General features: G+C 41.4%; 17 protein-coding genes. 2 read left to right on the top strand and 15 right to left on the bottom strand.

All coding sequences use genetic code 11. The annotated features are described in order from the left end of the window. Positions 1-28: 28 nt before the first annotated feature. From ABTV07_RS12680 to ABTV07_RS12690, 3 genes are all read right to left on the bottom strand, one after another. The gene (locus ABTV07_RS12680; protein ID WP_433742787.1) at positions 29-388 is read right to left on the bottom strand and encodes a YppE family protein; all 360 of its coding nucleotides are present in this window, start codon (positions 386-388) and stop codon (positions 29-31) included. 79 nt (positions 389-467) lie between these two features. Continuing rightward, positions 468-701, bottom strand: coding sequence for a hypothetical protein (locus ABTV07_RS12685; RefSeq protein ID WP_433742788.1), 234 nt, complete (start codon positions 699-701; stop codon positions 468-470). Positions 702-1,123: 422 nt separating this feature from the next. Then, positions 1,124-2,134, bottom strand: a complete 1,011-nt coding sequence (locus tag ABTV07_RS12690) for a DUF2515 family protein (protein WP_433742790.1) — start codon at positions 2,132-2,134, stop codon at positions 1,124-1,126. Positions 2,135-2,250: 116 nt separating this feature from the next. On the opposite strand from ABTV07_RS12690, the gene recU reads away from it, so the two are divergent. Both recU and ABTV07_RS12700 read left to right on the top strand, forming a co-directional pair. Next, a complete protein-coding gene (recU, locus tag ABTV07_RS12695; RefSeq protein WP_433742792.1) occupies positions 2,251-2,868 on the top strand; it encodes a Holliday junction resolvase RecU in 618 nt (205 codons plus the stop codon). 39 nt (positions 2,869-2,907) lie between these two features. Then, a complete protein-coding gene (locus ABTV07_RS12700) occupies positions 2,908-5,721 on the top strand; it encodes a transglycosylase domain-containing protein (protein ID WP_433742793.1) in 2,814 nt (937 codons plus the stop codon). A gap of 68 nt (positions 5,722-5,789) precedes the next feature. Here the strand turns inward: ABTV07_RS12700 and ABTV07_RS12705 are convergent, their stop codons facing one another. The 12 genes from ABTV07_RS12705 to ABTV07_RS12760 all read right to left on the bottom strand — a co-directional run bounded on the left by ABTV07_RS12705 (position 5,790) and on the right by ABTV07_RS12760 (position 17,349). After that, positions 5,790-6,299, bottom strand: a complete 510-nt coding sequence (locus ABTV07_RS12705) for a YpoC family protein (protein WP_433742794.1) — start codon at positions 6,297-6,299, stop codon at positions 5,790-5,792. Beyond that, entirely contained in the window at positions 6,296-6,952 is a 657-nt protein-coding gene (nth, locus tag ABTV07_RS12710; protein WP_433742795.1) for an endonuclease III, read from the bottom strand. Before nth ends, ABTV07_RS12705 begins: the two co-directional genes overlap by 4 nt. 38 nt (positions 6,953-6,990) lie before the next feature. Next, positions 6,991-7,692 (bottom strand): DnaD domain-containing protein, encoded by a 702-nt coding sequence (locus ABTV07_RS12715; protein ID WP_433742796.1) that lies wholly within the window; start codon positions 7,690-7,692, stop codon positions 6,991-6,993. A gap of 142 nt (positions 7,693-7,834) precedes the next feature. Next, on the bottom strand, positions 7,835-9,025 hold the full coding sequence (locus tag ABTV07_RS12720; RefSeq protein ID WP_433751224.1) for a pyridoxal phosphate-dependent aminotransferase: 1,191 nt from the start codon (positions 9,023-9,025) through the stop codon (positions 7,835-7,837). A 22-nt stretch (positions 9,026-9,047) separates the two neighbouring features. Next, positions 9,048-9,524: a DUF5590 domain-containing protein gene (locus ABTV07_RS12725; protein WP_433742798.1), complete on the bottom strand. Its 477-nt coding sequence runs from the start codon at positions 9,522-9,524 to the stop codon at positions 9,048-9,050. Positions 9,525-9,536: 12 nt separating this feature from the next. Continuing rightward, positions 9,537-9,707 carry a YpmA family protein gene (locus ABTV07_RS12730; protein WP_114745345.1) on the bottom strand — a complete coding sequence of 57 codons (171 nt, stop codon included), beginning with the start codon at positions 9,705-9,707 and terminating at the stop codon, positions 9,537-9,539. A 199-nt stretch (positions 9,708-9,906) separates the two neighbouring features. Continuing rightward, on the bottom strand, positions 9,907-12,708 hold the full coding sequence (dinG, locus tag ABTV07_RS12735; RefSeq protein WP_433742800.1) for an ATP-dependent DNA helicase DinG: 2,802 nt from the start codon (positions 12,706-12,708) through the stop codon (positions 9,907-9,909). A 132-nt stretch (positions 12,709-12,840) separates the two neighbouring features. After that, positions 12,841-13,227 (bottom strand): aspartate 1-decarboxylase, encoded by a 387-nt coding sequence (gene panD / locus ABTV07_RS12740; protein ID WP_433742802.1) that lies wholly within the window; start codon positions 13,225-13,227, stop codon positions 12,841-12,843. Between the two features lie 12 nt (positions 13,228-13,239). After that, a complete protein-coding gene (gene panC / locus ABTV07_RS12745) occupies positions 13,240-14,091 on the bottom strand; it encodes a pantoate--beta-alanine ligase (RefSeq protein WP_433742803.1) in 852 nt (283 codons plus the stop codon). 1 nt (position 14,092) lies between these two features. Beyond that, complete coding sequence (gene panB / locus ABTV07_RS12750; protein WP_433742805.1) at positions 14,093-14,926, bottom strand: 3-methyl-2-oxobutanoate hydroxymethyltransferase; 834 nt, start codon at positions 14,924-14,926, stop codon at positions 14,093-14,095. Positions 14,927-15,178: 252 nt separating this feature from the next. Then, entirely contained in the window at positions 15,179-16,168 is a 990-nt protein-coding gene (locus tag ABTV07_RS12755) for a biotin--[acetyl-CoA-carboxylase] ligase (protein WP_433742807.1), read from the bottom strand. Continuing rightward, positions 16,153-17,349, bottom strand: a complete 1,197-nt coding sequence (locus tag ABTV07_RS12760) for a CCA tRNA nucleotidyltransferase (protein ID WP_433742809.1) — start codon at positions 17,347-17,349, stop codon at positions 16,153-16,155. Before ABTV07_RS12760 ends, ABTV07_RS12755 begins: the two co-directional genes overlap by 16 nt. Between the last annotated feature and the right edge of the window lie 14 nt (positions 17,350-17,363).

The raw sequence follows: 17,363 nt of genomic DNA on the forward strand, positions 1-17,363 counted from the left end.
ATGCCAAAATGCATCATCCCTATTTATTTTAAGACTGTAATTCGTTGTACAGCTGATTCAGTACGTAATCTATGGATTGTATGTGGCTTTTGAATCGGTTCCAGCTGGTTTCCGGGAAAAATGCCTGGATGGATACCATTTGAAGATTTTCATTGGTATGGGTGATTTGCCGGGGATGTATGTTTTTTCTTGAGACATCGTTCAACCATTCCACCGCCAGAATTTCCCATTCATCACCGATTTCTTTTATGTGGTCTGCAAATGGTTTGACCTCCGTAAAAAAGTCTCCCTTTTCCTTTGTCTCCCTCGCTTCCAGATAACGGGTATGAGCTTTTTGGTTCAGTGATATTAGTTCTTCTGTCAACTCTAATAATCTTTTCTTATTCACAGGATTCTCCACTCCAAAACAAAAAGCAGCATGTAAGCTGCTTCATTTTTTCAATATGACTATTATATTAAAGATTGAGTCAGCTAAACTCAAGCTTAAGTCCGTTTAAAAATACACTTTCCTGCACCTTTGCACTCTCCTGCAGCCCGATAAGGTCATCCATCCTGTCTAAATGAGCGTCCATTTTCGTATGAAGTTCCATTGCATCCGCTTTTAGCTCTGAACTGACTCTTTCCTGGATATCCTTTTCCAACCGATCCAACTGTGCTTCAATATCTCTTAATTTCTCTAACACTGATTCGCTTGCTACCATGATATGCGCCTCCCCATTATTCTTTACTCCATAATTCTTCGTTCATAATCTACTTCCTTCCCTCCTGACAAAACTAGAAGCATTTCGTCAAAGAAAGTGATTTTTCACCTTTATAGGGGTTTACTCTTTCGACAATTTGTTCCTCATTGGAATGGCTTGGCTCGTTTAGTGAACAATATAGGCAGGAGGTGTTTAAACATGAAGAATAAAGGGAAAAACACAAACGAAAAACAGGAAGTGCGCCAAAATACTAAAGCGGGATCCGGCAACCCAAAATTAAACGGTCCTAACCGCCCTTCGACCTGATGGTTTAATTGGACCTTAATAGCTCACGTTTTAAAATGAAGGGTTGATCCAAATGGGAATAATCTTGACATACGCTGATTCGGCGATAGATCAATGATGAATTCTCATTCTCAGGGTCAGCTCTCTTTATTTGTCGTGAAACAGGTTTTTATTGTCAATATCCTCTGCTGTTGAAACCTCTTGTGCAAAAACCAATCAGTCAGATGAATATCTTCTTTTAATTGAGCAGGATAAAACCATTTTTCCTTGTGGCTTCCTTCTAATGACCAGTCAGCCTGCTCTCTGATATGATGTTCAACCACAGGGTACACGGTCCTCAAAAAAGGAGTGGTTCTTAATGGACGGCGCTTGAATACTTTTTCATAATCATATCTTGAACCTGTATGTTCAACTTTCTTGGAAAAATCTAAAAACCGCGGATATAAATCCGGGTGGAAAAGGATCTGATCCAATCTTTTTCCGAGTTCGATCCGCTCATCAAGCTTAGAGAATCTGGAAACACTCGCTCCATATAAATTTCCTATAAGAGTGGGAAATACTACACAGCTGAAATGAAAATATTCCTGAAAATGAAAAAGGATAGTTTTAAATACCCTTTTTTTATAAACGGGATGATTTATAATTGGTTTTTGAATCAGATTTTGTTCATTGATGATCAAAGCCTTTGTTAATCGATCACTGTCTGAACCGTGCCAGAATGTTAGCCATTCTTTGATCATAAAATCCGAAACCATAAATTTTTTTAAAAAATGAAACAATGGCTTTCTGGACACCGTCGAATAATGATAGATAAGAAGCTGTGGAAATGCGTCATGAAAAATCAGCCAATTCGCTCTTTCGTAAGTTAAAAAAAGCCTCTCCCTTATTTCAGGTGATATCCCCTGCAGAAAGCATGTGCTCATTAAATCGCACATGTTCCAGCCTGCGTTCCGGGAAACCATTGAGGCAAGAAAAGACCAGCGGATCTCGGGATGATGAAAATAAAATTTTTGATAATATTCGGTTCTGGAAATGTTATCTAAATTCCCTTTGAAAACAATGGCACTTATATCATCCAATATTTCTGATTCACTTATATTCTTATAGCTTTTGGGAAAGAAATTGTGAAAATCGTTTATTTTCTTCATATATTCCGCTCCCTCGATTTTTCTATCGTTATATTGGGTGGAATTGACGCTTTTTATTCACACATCCATTCTTGCTTTCTGCTATTATAGGAATTAGCTTGAGAGGTGAGTTTTCCATGAAATTCCATTATCCGAATGGAAAAAAATTTGTACAGCCAACAGTTAAATCCAAAAAAAAAGATAAAACAAATAACCAGGTTGTGTACAGCAACCGTGGAATGACACTGGAGGAAGACCTGAACGAAACAAATGAATACTACTTGCACAACGGAATTGCAGTCATTTATAAAAAGCCCACGCCTGTCCAGATTGTGAAGGTTGATTATCCAAGAAGGAGTGCGGCAGTCATTAAGGAAGCATACTTCAAACAAGCTTCCACCACAGATTATAATGGAGTATATAAAGGTGCCTATATCGACTTTGAAGCGAAAGAAACACAAAACGCCACCTCTTTTCCTTTAAAGAACTTTCATGAGCACCAAATATCCCATATGAAGCAAGTGGCAAACCATGGAGGAATTTCGTTTGTCATTCTTCGATTCTCTTCAACTGATGAAATTTTCTATCTAAAAAGTGAACATCTAAGTTTCTTTTGGGAGAGAATGAAAAATGGAGGAAGAAAATCCATTTCAAAAGCTGAAATTGAAGAATTCGGATTTAGCATTCCGATCGGACTCCATCCTAGAATCGATTATTTATCAATTGTAGACAATCATTACAGCTTTGATTACTAAGGGTATTCCCTTATAGATAGAAAGTGAGGAATGCTGAATATGGCAGGTAAACAAATGTCACGAGAAGAACGCCGTAAACAACAGCAATCTAATAAAAAAGGCAAAAAAAGAAAAGGAAGTATATTTAAGAAAGTAATTTTAACCATTTTCATCATTGGCATTTTGGGACTTGCCGCTGGTGCGGGCACCTTCGCCTACTACGCAAGCGACGCCCCTCCATTGGATGAAAAACTGCTGAAGGACCCGCTCCCTTCAGAAATTTATGATATACATGGAAAGATGGTCACAACCATCGGCTCAACCAGCCGGGACTACGTTCAATTCAAGGATATTCCTGATGCAGTAAAAGATGCTGTATTGGCTACGGAGGATAATCGATTCTATCAGCATCATGGAATCGACCCGATCCGTCTTGCTGGAGCTGTCCTTGCCAACATTACGCATGGCTTTGGCTCTGAAGGTGGAAGCACCATCACTCAGCAGGTAGTGAAGAATTCCTACCTCTCACAAAACAAGACGCTTAAACGAAAAGCACAGGAAGCGTGGCTTTCCATCAAGCTCGAACAAAAATATACCAAAGATGAAATCTTTGAAATGTACGTCAATAAGGTTTATTACAGCGATGGGGTTCATGGCATCGAAACGGCATCCAATTATTACTATGGGAAGGATTTAAAAGATCTATCCCTGCCGCAAATAGCCCTTTTGGCTGGTTTGCCGCAGAGCCCGAATAACTATAACCCATTCGATCACCCGGAAGCTGCGAAGAAAAGACGCGATACAGTTCTTTCCCTGATGTATCAGCATCATAAAATTTCAAAGGATGAAATGGAAAAAGCGAAAAAAGTATCCATTGAATCCATGTTGAAGAAAAAAGAAGAACGTCAGCGCAATGATCAGAAATATGATTCCTTTGTTGATGAAGTAATCAAAGAAGTCGAAAAGATGGGAGATTACAACCTCTTCTCTGATGGCTTAAAAATTTACACGACTCTTGATCCGGATGCACAGGAATATGTTGAAAAAATGCTGAATGGAAATGATATAGTCCAATATCCGGATGAGAATTTCCAGGCAGGCATCACACTCCTGGATACAAAGACAGGTGAAATCAGGGCTATTGGCGGCGGACGCAACCAAAAGGTCAAGCGGGGATTCAACTACGCCACTGACAGCCAGAGACAGCCTGGATCGACCATTAAACCTATCTTGGATTACGGCCCTGCCATCGAATATTTAAAATGGTCCACTTATCATCAGTTGGATGACAAACCATATAAATATTCCACAGGTGATGAAATCCATGACTGGGATCAAAAGTATCTCGGTGAAATGTCAATGAGGAAAGCACTTTACATGTCCCGTAATATCCCTGCACTGCAGGCCATGCAGGCTGTCGGATTGGATAAATCCCGTGAATTCGGAAGCAGACTGGGACTTGATTTTAAAAACTTCTATGAGTCTTATTCCATCGGAGGAATTGATGAAGGTGTCTCTTCCCTTCAAATGGCTGGAGCATATGCGGCATTCGGGAATAACGGGATTTACAATACTCCTCATGCAGTCAAGAAAATTGTCCTGCCTGATGGGGAAACAGAAATCAAGAGCCCTCATGAACCAAAAGTGGCGATGAAAGACTATACTGCCTACATGATTACAGACATGCTGAAGGATGTATTGACTGCTTCAGGCGGTACTGGACATATGGCTAATATCTCAGGTCTTCCTCTAGCAGGAAAATCAGGTACGACAAACTACAGCGAGGCTGACAGAAATAAATATGGAATTAAAAAAGCAGCAGTTCCTGACTCATGGTTTGCAGGCTACACAACAAACTATACTGCCGCTGTATGGACTGGGTATCCTAGCAGGAAAGTTCCTATAGAACCTGGAAAAGACCAAAAGATATCCCAGCTTCTATTTAAAAACCTGATGGAACATGTTTCAGAAGGAAAAGATACTCCAGACTTTAAAAAGCCGAACAGTGTAGTGGAGGCAAAGGTTGAAGCTGGTTCGAATCCTCCTAAGAAACCAAGCGAGTTCACCCCTGAAGACAAGGTTCTTTATGAACTGTTTGTCAGAGGAAAGGAACCTTCTGATGTTTCTCAAGAGTTCGATAAGCTAAATGCTCCTTCAAATGTCCAAGGAAAATACAATCCGGAAACCAACCAGATTGAACTTACCTGGGACTTTGATGACAAAGAAGCGAAAGATGTTCAATTCGAGGTCAGCGGTTCAGTTGCCGGTGGTAAACAGCAGGCAATCACAACCACTTCGGATAAGGCCATTAACATTAACAATCCTCAAGCTGGAGAAACGTATACGTTTAACATTGTAGCCGTATCCGGCACTGAAAAGAGTGATTCGGCATCAGTGACTGTCACCGTTCCTGGCACCACAGGAGGAAATGACAATGGCCAAGGTAATAATGGTGAAGGAACTGATAACGGTACTGGCAGCGGTACTGGCGGCAATTCCGGATCCGGTAATGGAACTGGCTCTGACAATGGTACAGGGGATGGCTCTGGTACTGGTTCAGGTACTGGTTCAGGTACTGGTTCAGGTACTGGTTCTGGCAACGGTGGTGGAACTGGCACTGGCGACGGCTCTGGATCAGGAACTGGGTCTGGCACTGGCGACGGTTCTGGTTCAGGAACCGGGTCTGGCACTGGTACCGGGTCTGGCTCAGGAACTGGGTCTGGCACTGGTACTGGATCTGGCTCAGGTACCGGATCTGGCACTGGTACCGGAACTGGCTCAGGTACCGGATCTGGCACTGGTACCGGAATTGGCTCAGGGTCTGGCACTGGTTCAGGAGATACTGGCGGGACCAGTACAGGCGGCGGACAATAAGATCTGTCTCTCCCCTTTCTTATCAAAAAAAAACCTCCTCAACCTTTTGATCGGTTGAGGAGGTTTTTTTATTTCTCCCGCAGTTTTCTCATTGCAAAATGTTTTGCTGTCTGCTTTGTTTGTTCATTGAATAATTCCGAAAGCTGTTTATAGGCATGGAAATAGCTTTTACTTTCCATCATGAAAAAAAGCCTTTCTTCAATATTAACAGGTTTGATTTTTAATCCTTGCAAAGATGAATCTAATTTATTTAAGACTACAGGCTCTCCATTAGCCCAAAATAAGTACTTAAAGAAAGTACAGATGGCTTGCACCATAATGGGCTTTACCCCACGAGCCCGCATAGCGAACATAGACTGCAGACTCTTATTTAACTGTTTCCATTGTTCATTTAATAAAGGCAGATGTACTTCTGGAGTAGTCCATGGCCTATCCCCTTTTTTCTCCAAAAAAAATAAGAATTCATCAAAGAAATAAATTTCATTTTTATTTTCCGGCCAGATAATTTCAGGTGCAGCGTAAAAAAATGGATGCTGTAATTTATTTGGGACAAGAATCAACTGTCCTTTTTCAATCATTTCAGCTGTTTCCCTTTCATTCTTTTCCTGCCTTCCCTGCACAAGTCCAGCAGCGGGCAATCCGGGCACTGAGGGTTTTGCGCCTTACAGTGATATCTTCCGAAAAATATTAGCCGATGATGAGTGGCGGACCATTCATCCATTGGCACTTTCTTCATAAGCGTATTTTCGACTTCCAGAACACTATCCTTCCACCGGCATATCCCAAGCCTTTTGCTGACACGCTCGACATGGGTATCTACAGCAATTGCCGGTACTCCATATGCCACTGACATGACCACATTTGCCGTTTTCCTGCCTACACCAGGGAGCTTTACAAGATCTTCCCTATTATTTGGAACGATGCCCCCGAAGTCATCCAGCAGCATCCGGCAAAGCTTTTGAATATTCTTCGCCTTATTGCGATAAAGTCCAATGGATCGAATGTCATTTTGCAATTCTTCTAATGAGACCTGCAAGTAGTCATCCGGGGTGGTATATTTTTCAAACAGATTCTTTGTCACTTTATTTACCAGTGCATCTGTACATTGGGCTGAAAGTGCCACAGCAATTACAAGTTCAAATGGATTGCGATGCCTTAGTTCACAATGTGCGTTTGGGAATATTTCAGCGATTTTGTCTAAACAGTATCGGATTTGTATTTTCGTTAACATTCATAATCACCTTAAGTTCATCCTTCGGACAACAGCGGCTATTGCTCCAGCCAATTGTAGAACGGCACTGTATTAGAAGAAGTTTTTTCATATTCCATTGGTCCTTTTCGAACATTGCACCTGAATTTCTCTCCGTGTTTCCTGGCTTGTTCGATTGTTTCAATCCCATTCTTTTTCCATTCAAACAGAATTCGATCAATATAACGGAAATTCAACTTTCCTGATATGACCGCTTCCTTAAGAGCTGCCTTTATTATGACAGCATCATGATGATCTTGATCCATCCACATCCCGAGCGTTTCACATTCCAACGGAGATAGCGGACGTCCGAACTCTTTCTCGAATATTGTATAAAGCTCATTTTCACTGAAGCTGCTTTGTTGACGCTGTGATTGCTTTTTATCTTCCTGCAAGCAATCCAAAAGCTTCATCCACAAAGGCTTTAATGAATATTTTTCAAAAAGAATATCCTCAGTTGTGTTTCCTTCTTCTATCGAAATGAATCCCTGTTGAACAAGTTTTCTTAAGATTGACGCGCATTCTCCCGATGTAATGGTCATATTGGAAGACAGTTCTTCAGGAGTCGGAAAGGAGTTGCCTTTATTCTGAAAGGAATATACCTGTAAGATCAACATGATATCCGCCTCATTAAGACCCATTCTTTTATAATTGGTAAAAAGGATTGAGGGGATATTAACAGTTCCTTCTTCAATCCAAGCTAATAAAATATCTTTTTCCATACTGGACGACACCTCCCTTTCAGTATAGCATGGACACTTTGAAAATGGGATGGCTTGAAAAAACTCCCACCAAATGAATGATGGAAGTCTTTATGTTTTAGGCGTAGAAAGAATGCGTGAATGCACACTTTTTGCTAGATGGTCAGCTCTTGACTAATTTCGAACTTACAAACGTATGGATGCGTTCCACTGCCGTCTCTAATAAATCTAAAGAAGTCGCATAGGAAAGGCGGATGTTGTCCGGCGAGCCGAATCCAGAACCTGGAATGACTGCAACCTTTGCCTCTTCCAAAAGAGCAGCTGCAAACTCATCCACATTTGTATAGCCTGTTTTCTCTGCAGCTTCTTTGACATTCGGGAATAAATAAAAAGCTCCTTGCGGCTTTAGACAAGTGATTCCTGGAATGGCAATCAACTGATCATAAACGATTTCGAGTCTCTTCTCGAAGGCTTCCCTCATCTCTTCCACAGGACCCTGTGTCCCCATATATGCTGCAATGGCACCATATTGGGATGTTGTCGTGGGATTGGAAGTGGAATGACTGGCTAAATCCGTCATTGCTTTAATGACTGCTTTGTTTCCCGCAGCATATCCGATCCTCCAACCAGTCATGGAATGGGATTTGGATACACCGTTAATGATGATGGTCTGTTCCTTGCTCTCAGGTGAAAGCTCCGCAATGGAAATATGACGGCTGCTGCCATATACAAGCTTTTCATAAATCTCATCAGAAATGATTAAAATATTATTTTTCAGGCAGACTTCTGCTATGGCTTCAAGCTCGGATTTAGAATAGATCATCCCGGTCGGGTTGCTTGGTGAATTCAAAATCAATGCTTTTGTCCGTTCACTTATCGCTGTTTGAAGCTGTTCAGCTGTAATTTTATAGTCATTAGACTCTTTTCCGTCAATATAGACAGGTTTCCCGCCTGCAAGCTTCACCTGTTCCGGGTAACTGACCCAATAAGGAATGGGAATGATGACTTCATCGTTTTCATCCAGAATTACTTGAAAAAGTGTGTAAAGCGCATGTTTTGCACCGCTTGACACCATAACTTCATTTCTGTCGTATGAAAGCCCCTGATCATTCTTCAATTTCGCTATAATGGCATCTTTAAGCGCAGGAAGCCCGCCGGCAGGCGTATATTTTGTCTGGCCTTCATTCATGGATTGGAAAGCAGCATCAATGATGTGCTGAGGCGTATTGAAATCCGGTTCACCCGCTCCAAGTCCAATTACGTCGATTCCTTTTGCCTTCATATCTTTTGCCTTGGCCGTTATAGCCAATGTTGTAGAAGGAGTCAATGCTTTAACCCGTTCAGCCAATCTAATATCCACGAAAAAGTCCTCCTAATTAAATATTTTCGATTTTTTTCCACCATTCACCTGATTTGAACACGATATAAAAATAATTCAAATCCTTTTCATCATCCAAATAGGTTATTTCCCAGACTGGACCTACATCCTCCAAGCCCAGTCTTATTCCAAGGATTTTTCTTGGTGTCTTCTCTTCTTTTAGTTTATTGAGGGCTTCCTTTTTGGAAATTCCATCTGCCCAATTCACTTCAACCAAATCATCTTTTTTATTTTCCGGGATGAATACTGCTTTTTTTGTTCCATCCGCATCTTTTCCTACAACTGTATAGCAAGTGCTGCTTCCGTTGTAAAGATAAAATTGCTCAACTTCCTTGATACCTGCTGAATTTTCTGCTGTCTCAACAGCTGTTTTTTCAGCCTTGCTATATGGTTTATGCCCATATAGATATAAACTTACAGCAAACCCCATGATGATAATTAAAAGGACAATAATAATTAAAATCCATTTCTTCAATTGCTTTCTCCCTTATGTACGATAAATCGTAAAGACTGCAGTATTTTGATCATCTGGATCCAATGCAAGTCCAAACATCAGATCTTTTTGCTTAAGGGTACGATTCAAGGCGTCCACAATTTTATATAAATCAGGATTATTTTCGATCCTGACTGTAGATAGTATTTCGATTTTACTCTCCATAAAACTTCCTCCTCATTAAACAAATATTGTTACTAATAGGCTGAATAAGCATCGGCAACAATAATGGTACTGAAACACTCACTTAAACATTATAACGCAAAATTAAATCTAACCGATTATAATATTGGTGTCGTTTCACAAAAAAGTTCTAATCCACACTTTTCGCGCTGCTCTTACAGCAGCGTATTTTTTGATTTTTCTAAAGCCACTCTTCAATAAGATCGGTGATTTCATCAAGTTCCCCTTGAATAAGCGGAATTCGAGGAATGGAGGAAATGAATGACTTGCCGTAGGAAGTTGTCACGATCCTTCTGTCAAATACAATGACTATGCCCCTATCCTCATTCCCTCTTATCAGCCTTCCAAATCCTTGCTTGAATCTTAGAATGGCTTCCGGCAGGGCTGCAGCTGTAAACGGATTGATTCCAAGGCTTTTCAACTGCTCATTTTTTGCCTGTACCAGAGGTTCATCCGGAGGTGAAAAAGGCAGTCTCACAATAACAAGACATGATAAGTCTTCCCCAGGGATGTCTACACCTTCCCAAAAACTATTGGTGCCAAACAGTATGGCTTTATCAAATTTTTGAAAATTCTTTGTAAGCCTTGTCCTGCTTCCGCCGGATATCCCCTGTGCCATTAAAACAAAATCCTCAAGGACCCCACTGTCCTTAATGAGATTATACGTTCTTTTCAACATATCGTATGATGTGAAAAGAATGAGCATCCTTCCCTTGGTTGCTTGGGCCAATCCAATGATATAATTGCTGATTGCATCTATATAATGCTGCATCGGAACCGTTTTTATATCTGGGATATCCCTTGGCACCACAAGCTTGGCCATTTTTTCAAATTGAAATGGTGAAGCAAGCTGGAGCTGCAATACACCTTGCTTGTCCAATCCGATCTCTTTCATAAAATAATCAAATGATCCATCAACAGTCAAAGAGGCAGATGTCATGACGATGGCCTTCTTCTGTGAAAAAAGCTTTTCATTCAGTGGCCTCTGCAAGGAGACTGGCTTTCCTGACACCAATAGACTATTCGGGACCGATTTTAAGTCTGCTTCCATCCAAGCAACAATCTCAGTGGATGGCCTGATGATGATCTTTAAAAGGTCATCTTCCATTGAAGCCCATTCCAGCAGGAAACTATGCATTTCTTCTAAAAATGCTTTTTCCTCTGTACTTATTTTTTTACCCTCGGCGCTTAGCAATTGAAGTCTTCCTTCTAATTCCGTGCGGATATACTTAAGTTCGGAACGCACCCTTTCCGCACAATGAACGGCTGACTGCCAGATTCTTTGTTTGCTCAATTCTTCATTTATGCGGATTGTTACTTTTTGCATATGCTGCCTGCTCTTTTCATTCCTGCTGACAATCTGGGTAAGCACAGAAAATAAGTCATCTAAGTCTTGATCTAAGTTTGATAGGTGATGGTCGATTTCCAATGCATGTATTGCTGGGCTGATAGAAAATTTGTGCAATACCGATTCAAGCTTGGCAAAAAGCTGCTTTCGCTCACTTGTACCTAATTGGCCAATCAAAAACTTCAATCCGATATAATCAAGTGAAATTCCTGAGTGATTCTGGGCTGCTTTTTCTAAATGATGCGCTTCATCTATGACAAGGAAATCATATTTTGGGAGCAAATCATTTTGATTCATGGCATCGCTCATGAGCATGGAATGGTTCGTGATGATGATGTTTGCTTCATCTGCTCTCTTCCTGGCATTCAAATAAAAGTCACGCTCGATCCATGGATCCTTTTCTTTTGACATATACCACCCATCATGTTTGATCCGATTGCTGAAAAGCCTGCCTCCGCTTGTCAAGTTCAGTTCTTCGAGGTCGCCTGTTTCCGTTTCTGTCAGCCATACAAGCATCTGCATTTTAGAGAGAACGGAATCGTACTGATATTCCTGTTCCTTTAATGAATACTCGAATTTAAGCAGATGGATATAATGGCTTCTGCCTTTTAACAGCGCTGTTCGGAATGAAGCCCTAAATACTTTTGCCAACGCAGTTATTTCTTTATTCATCAATTGGTCCTGCAATTGATTCGTATATGTACTGATTACTACCTTATTATTAGTTTTAAGTGAGAAAAAGATGCTTGGCAGGAGATAGGCAATTGTCTTTCCTATTCCAGTCCCCGCTTCGATCACCGCGTGCCTTTCCTCTATAAACGACTCCATTATTGCATCCATCATCTGGAACTGTCCTGATCTTTTTTCGAAAAGAGGATTCACTTTACTTAATAGTTCTTCTTTTTCGATTTCTACTTTTGGATATGGAATGTTTCCAGAAACCACTGGTTTTTCGGACCTGTTTTTCTTCAAGAGTGCCAGCCCTCTGAATACCTCCAGGTGAGGGGGAAGATTTTCAATGTGATGTCTTTTTTCACCGATGATTTCATTGATTATCTTTGAAACATCACTTTTGAGATGATAGGACAGGTTCAGCAAAGCCTCCAGCGTTACAATCGGCAGCTCACGCAATTTTGCCGTAAGGCGGTTTAATAATAATGCAGTCGCATATGCATCACTGTCCGCACGATGCGGCTGATCATGACTTAACGAAAATCCTTCGGACAGCTCGGTCAATTTATAGCTGTCCGCTGACGGATAAACGATTTTTGACAGTTCGACTGTATCTAATGAAGGACCGTCAAAAGGGTCAAATCCTGCTTCCACCAACTCATTTTGCAGGAAGCCAAGATCAAAGGTCACATTATGTGCAGTAAACACAGCTCCATCCAGCAGCGTCGTAACTTTCTCAGCGATTTCCTCAAATAAAGGAGCATCTTTGACCATTTGATCATCAATGCCTGTCAGTTCAGTAATAAAGGGGGGAATGGGATGAAGGGGGTTGACAAAAGAAGTGAATTGCTCCAATATCTCATCATCCTGCATAACGACTGCAGACAACTGTATGATTCGGTCCCCTCTTTTTGGGGCATTCCCCGTCGTTTCCAGATCCACCACGACAAATTTTTGCGACATGCTTCTCACACCTTTTAATTCTCTATCTAATAGCCGTTTCATTTTACCATACTTCGAATTATATCACCCTTTCGCACAAAAATAAAAAGGCTTCGATTTGAAGCCTTTAAGGTGCAGCCAATTTTCCGGGTATCAGCCGATAATGGTTGCTTCCGGTTCGTGGGATATCATTTCAATGATTTGATTTTTCTCATTCATGATGGCCACTCTTGGTTTATGTGATTTTACTTGTTCATTTGCCACAAGTGCATAAGAAATAATGATGACAATATCTCCCACATGAACGAGGCGTGCAGCTGCACCGTTAAGACAGACCACCCCGCTGCCCCTTTCACCTGCGATTATATATGTCTCAAATCTTGCTCCATTATTGTTGTTGACAATCTGCACCTTTTCATTCGGCGCCATTCCTACTGAATCCAATATATCTTCATCAATTGTTATACTGCCGACATAGTTTAGGTTTGCTTCTGTGACTGTTGCACGATGGATTTTTCCATTCATTACTGTACGGAACATTCTTCTTCCTCCTTAAGCCCCTCTTGTAATAATAATATTGTCAATTAATCTTGCACCTGAAAACTTCACTGCTGCGGCAATAATGAATGTGCCTTCCAATACATCCATTTTCTTTAAGGATGGATAGGAGTAGATTTCTACATAATCGATTTCTCCGCTTGTTTCGTTCTCTATTTTTTCTTTGATGCCATTGATAAGTACCGTCTCATCACCTTCACCATTTTTGACAGCTTGTTCTGCCCATTTCAAAGACTGGTAAATGACAGGAGCCATTTTTCTTTCTTCCTGTGACAGCTTTACATTTCTCGAACTCTTGGCTAATCCATCTTCTTCCCTTACCGTAGGCATCGCGCGGAGCTCGACTGGAATATTGAAGTCATTGATGAGTCCATCGACTACTGCTACCTGCTGTGCATCTTTCAGTCCGAAATAGACACGGTCAGGCTGAACGATATTGAACAGTTTTGTCAAAACAGCGGCTACTCCATCAAAATGTCCTTCCCTTTTACTTCCGCACAGGACATCCACCCGTTCTTTTACATGAAAGGCTATGGATGGCTGCACGGGGTACATTTCTTCTGGTAGCGGCGCAAAAAGGAAATCAACGCCTGCGTTTTCTGCAATCCTGGCATCTCTTTCAAGGTCTCGCGGGTAGCTTTCAAAATCCTCATTTGGCCCAAATTGCAGCGGATTGACAAAGATGCTGATGACAGTTGCATCATTCTCTTTTTTGGAAGCCTCCATCAAAGAGACATGCCCTTCATGAAGGAAACCCATTGTCGGAACAAAACCGATTGTACTTCCGTTCACTCTTTCTTTTTTCAAATGCTGTTTAAGATCTGCAATAGTTTTAATGATTTTCATTTTATTTCCCCCCGTAAAGCGCTGCCAGTTCTTCCTGTTTCATCGTGAAGGTATGTTGGTCCTCAGGAAAGGCACATTCCTTTACTTCTTTTACATATTGCTGAAGGCCATTCAAGATGCTTCCGTTAATATTGGAATATTGCTTGACGAATTTAGGCACACGGTCGACGCCATATGTGACCACATCATGGAAGACAAGCACCTGGCCATCAGTTTCAAGCCCTGCACCAATTCCAATGACCGGGATTTTCAACGCCTGTGCTATTTTTTGTGCGAGCTGCTTCGGAATGCATTCAAGGACAAGAGCAAAAGCTCCAGCTTGTTCACATTTCAAGGCATCATCCAATAATTTTTCAGCTGCATCCGCTGTCTTACCTTGGACTTTATAGCCTCCCAATACACCGGCTGATTGTGGGGTCAAACCTAAATGAGCAACCACCGGAATTCCGCTCGATGTCATATAGTGAATCATGTCGATTACATGATCCCCGCCCTCTACTTTTACTGCATGGGCACCTGCCTGCTGCATCAGTGCTGCTGCAGACCTGATAGTTTCTTCTCTATTCAGATGATAGGTCATGAAAGGCAGATCCGCTACGATAAACGTATCCTTCGCTCCCCTTTTGACAGCTTTCGTATGATGGATCATATCATCCAAAGTGACCGGAACCGTTGAGTCATACCCAAGAACGACCATCCCCAATGAATCTCCTACGAGAATCATATCCATCCCGGCTTCCTCAGCCAGTTTGGCAGAAGGGTAATCATATGCTGTAAGCATTGCAATCTTTTCTCCATTTTCTTTCATTGCCAAAAAATCAGTCGTCTTTTTCATTTCCATTCCTCCTTTTTTTGAGAGGAGACGAAAAGCAAATGAATGACTTGTATTTCATAAAAAAAGGGCCCTCCAAATAGGCAGAAGGACCCTTAGTGCTTGTTCATCATCTGTTTCGACCCTCTGTCCCCGTCATGAAAGATCAAGGCAGAACTATTCACTTTTTGGTTTTAAAAAGAATTGCTGAACGGTGCAGCTCATATGAATGATACTGCCCAAAAAAATTATATCAGAAGTTCAGGATATTGACTATTAACTATTTCCTTGAATTTCAATATCAGCTGAGTAAATCTCGTGTATGCGGCCTGAGGAATCCTCGATTTTCAGAACTCCATCATTTGTAATACCAATCGCCTTTCCTTCAATGGTGCCTGTTATGGTTCTTGCTATAATTTCTCTTCCAATGCTGATTGCATAGCCTTCCCAAAGCAGTTTGATTGGCCCAAAACCTTTTTCCATGTACAAGTGATAGTATAATTCAAGCTTTTCCAGTATTTTTTGCACGATGCTGGAGCGTGAAACCATTTCCCCTTTTTCGATTGCTGCAGAAGTCGCAATATTCTGGAGCTCTTCTGGAAAGTCTTCCTTTTTCGAATTTACATTCATTCCGATTCCGATGATGATTGAGTTAATCTTATCGGATTCTGCTTGAAGTTCCGTCAAGATGCCTGTTACTTTTTTCCCGTTTATTAAAATGTCATTGGGCCATTTGATTTCCGGGTTTAATCCGCATACTTCCTCCAAAGCCTGAACGACAGCGACTGCTGCCAGCAATGTAAACTGCGGCGCCTGCTGAGGAGGCAGATTTGGCCTGAGGATGATGCTCATCCATATGCCTGAATACTTAGGGGAATGCCAAGACCTTGTCATCCTTCCCCTTCCACTTGTCTGTTCCTCTGCTATGACAAGCGTTCCCTCCGGACAATTATCGTAGGCCAATTGATGCGCCTTTTTCTGTGTAGAATCAATGGTTTCCTGATAATAAATCGTTTGGCCAAGATTTTTTGTATTCAATCCGTAGCGAATTTCATTTTCTGTCACTTTATCAGGTGCATGGAGTATCCTATAGCCTTTTCTGCGGACAGCCTCCAGTTCGAATCCTTCTCTCCTGAGTTCTTCAATATGCTTCCAGACAGCCGTTCTCGTGCATCCTAAAAAATCTGCCAGGGCTTGTCCTGAAACAAAGTCTCCATGGGATTCCGAGAATGCCTGAAGCATTTTCTTTCTTATCGGCGATTCCACGATTCAAGCCACTCCTTAATTATCGCTTTTTCATTCTTTATAATGCCGTTGAGTACCGCATACTCAATTTTCTGCATTGTTTCCTTTATCCAAGGTCCCCCTGCTTGACCCCGCCAACTCATCAAATCATTTCCTGTGACATCCAATTCACCGCGCTCCTGAATGGGCAGCGATTCAAATCGAAGCTTCATTTCTTCTATCATTTTTGTTTCCGGATCTTGTTTATTGATCACCCGGTATACGATTTCTACATCAATGGCAGACTGAAGCCCGGCCTCATACAAGTCCAGCAGCTCCCATTCCCTTTTCGCCCGGTTTCTGAGGATTTGAAGGGATTTTGAAAGATATTTAATTTTCTTCAATGGCATCTTCCAACGTTTAAGGAATTCCTGTGGAGCAGGCTCTTCCAAGATAAATAAAAGGAAGAGCCACATTTGATTGGAGGTTAAAGGGTTAATATCGGCTTTTGCTATTTCATTTATAGCAGTGCCTTTATCTGAAAGCCCCGGTAAATAATGATGGATTTCCGCTTCTGTCAACAACTGGATCGATTCTTTTTTGCTTTTGCCATTTAACAGCTTCTCAAATTCAGCCAAAATCCTTTCAATGGCAATATGCTCTAACAGATGAGCATGCTTGCCCAATGCTTCCTGGGTTCGATTCTCCAGTCTAAAGCCAAGCTGGCCTGCAAAACGGACTGCCCTCAGTATTCTTAAGGCATCCTCAGTAAATCGTTCATCCGCACTTCCAACAGTCTGAATCAACCTTTTTTCAATTGCATCTTTTCCATGGAAAGGATCAATGATTATTCCTGTTCTATCCATGGCCATGGCATTCATAGTAAAATCCCTGCGTTCCAAATCTTTATTGAGGGAGCGAATGAATGTTACTTTATCCGGCCGCCGGTAATCTTTATAATCCGATTCCGATCGAAAGGTAGTAATCTCATAAGGCTCCCCTTCTTCAATTACAAGAACAGTGCCGTGTTCTATCCCTACATCCACTGTACTTTTAAAAATGACTTTGATTTCTTCCGGGAATGCCGAAGTTGCAATATCGATATCATGAATTTCCCGATTAATGAGGTAGTCCCTTACTGCACCGCCGACAAAATAAGCTTCATACCCTGCTTCTTCAATCCTTTTAAGGACCGGCAGCGCTTTTTTGAATGGTTCAATCATCAGTAATCCCCTTT

This window comes from Falsibacillus pallidus, from assembly GCF_050990905.1.
In the GTDB taxonomy this organism is placed as follows: Bacteria; Bacillota; Bacilli; order Bacillales; family DSM-25281; genus Falsibacillus; species Falsibacillus pallidus_A.

Excerpts from the sequence above, each read along its gene's own strand:
- ABTV07_RS12685 (WP_433742788.1), bottom strand. The coding sequence starts at position 701 with ATGGTAGCAAGCGAATCAGTGTTAGAGAAATTAAGAGATATTGAAGCA.
- ABTV07_RS12690 (WP_433742790.1), bottom strand. The coding sequence starts at position 2,134 with ATGAAGAAAATAAACGATTTTCACAATTTCTTTCCCAAAAGCTATAAG.
- recU (WP_433742792.1), top strand. The coding sequence starts at position 2,251 with ATGAAATTCCATTATCCGAATGGAAAAAAATTTGTACAGCCAACAGTT.
- ABTV07_RS12700 (WP_433742793.1), top strand. The coding sequence starts at position 2,908 with ATGGCAGGTAAACAAATGTCACGAGAAGAACGCCGTAAACAACAGCAA.
- ABTV07_RS12705 (WP_433742794.1), bottom strand. The coding sequence starts at position 6,299 with ATGATTGAAAAAGGACAGTTGATTCTTGTCCCAAATAAATTACAGCAT.
- nth (WP_433742795.1), bottom strand. The coding sequence starts at position 6,952 with ATGTTAACGAAAATACAAATCCGATACTGTTTAGACAAAATCGCTGAA.
- ABTV07_RS12715 (WP_433742796.1), bottom strand. The coding sequence starts at position 7,692 with ATGGAAAAAGATATTTTATTAGCTTGGATTGAAGAAGGAACTGTTAAT.
- ABTV07_RS12730 (WP_114745345.1), bottom strand. The coding sequence starts at position 9,707 with ATGGAGAGTAAAATCGAAATACTATCTACAGTCAGGATCGAAAATAAT.
- dinG (WP_433742800.1), bottom strand. The coding sequence starts at position 12,708 with ATGTCGCAAAAATTTGTCGTGGTGGATCTGGAAACGACGGGGAATGCC.
- panD (WP_433742802.1), bottom strand. The coding sequence starts at position 13,227 with ATGTTCCGTACAGTAATGAATGGAAAAATCCATCGTGCAACAGTCACA.
- panC (WP_433742803.1), bottom strand. The coding sequence starts at position 14,091 with ATGAAAATCATTAAAACTATTGCAGATCTTAAACAGCATTTGAAAAAA.
- panB (WP_433742805.1), bottom strand. The coding sequence starts at position 14,926 with ATGAAAAAGACGACTGATTTTTTGGCAATGAAAGAAAATGGAGAAAAG.
- ABTV07_RS12760 (WP_433742809.1), bottom strand. The coding sequence starts at position 17,349 with ATGATTGAACCATTCAAAAAAGCGCTGCCGGTCCTTAAAAGGATTGAA.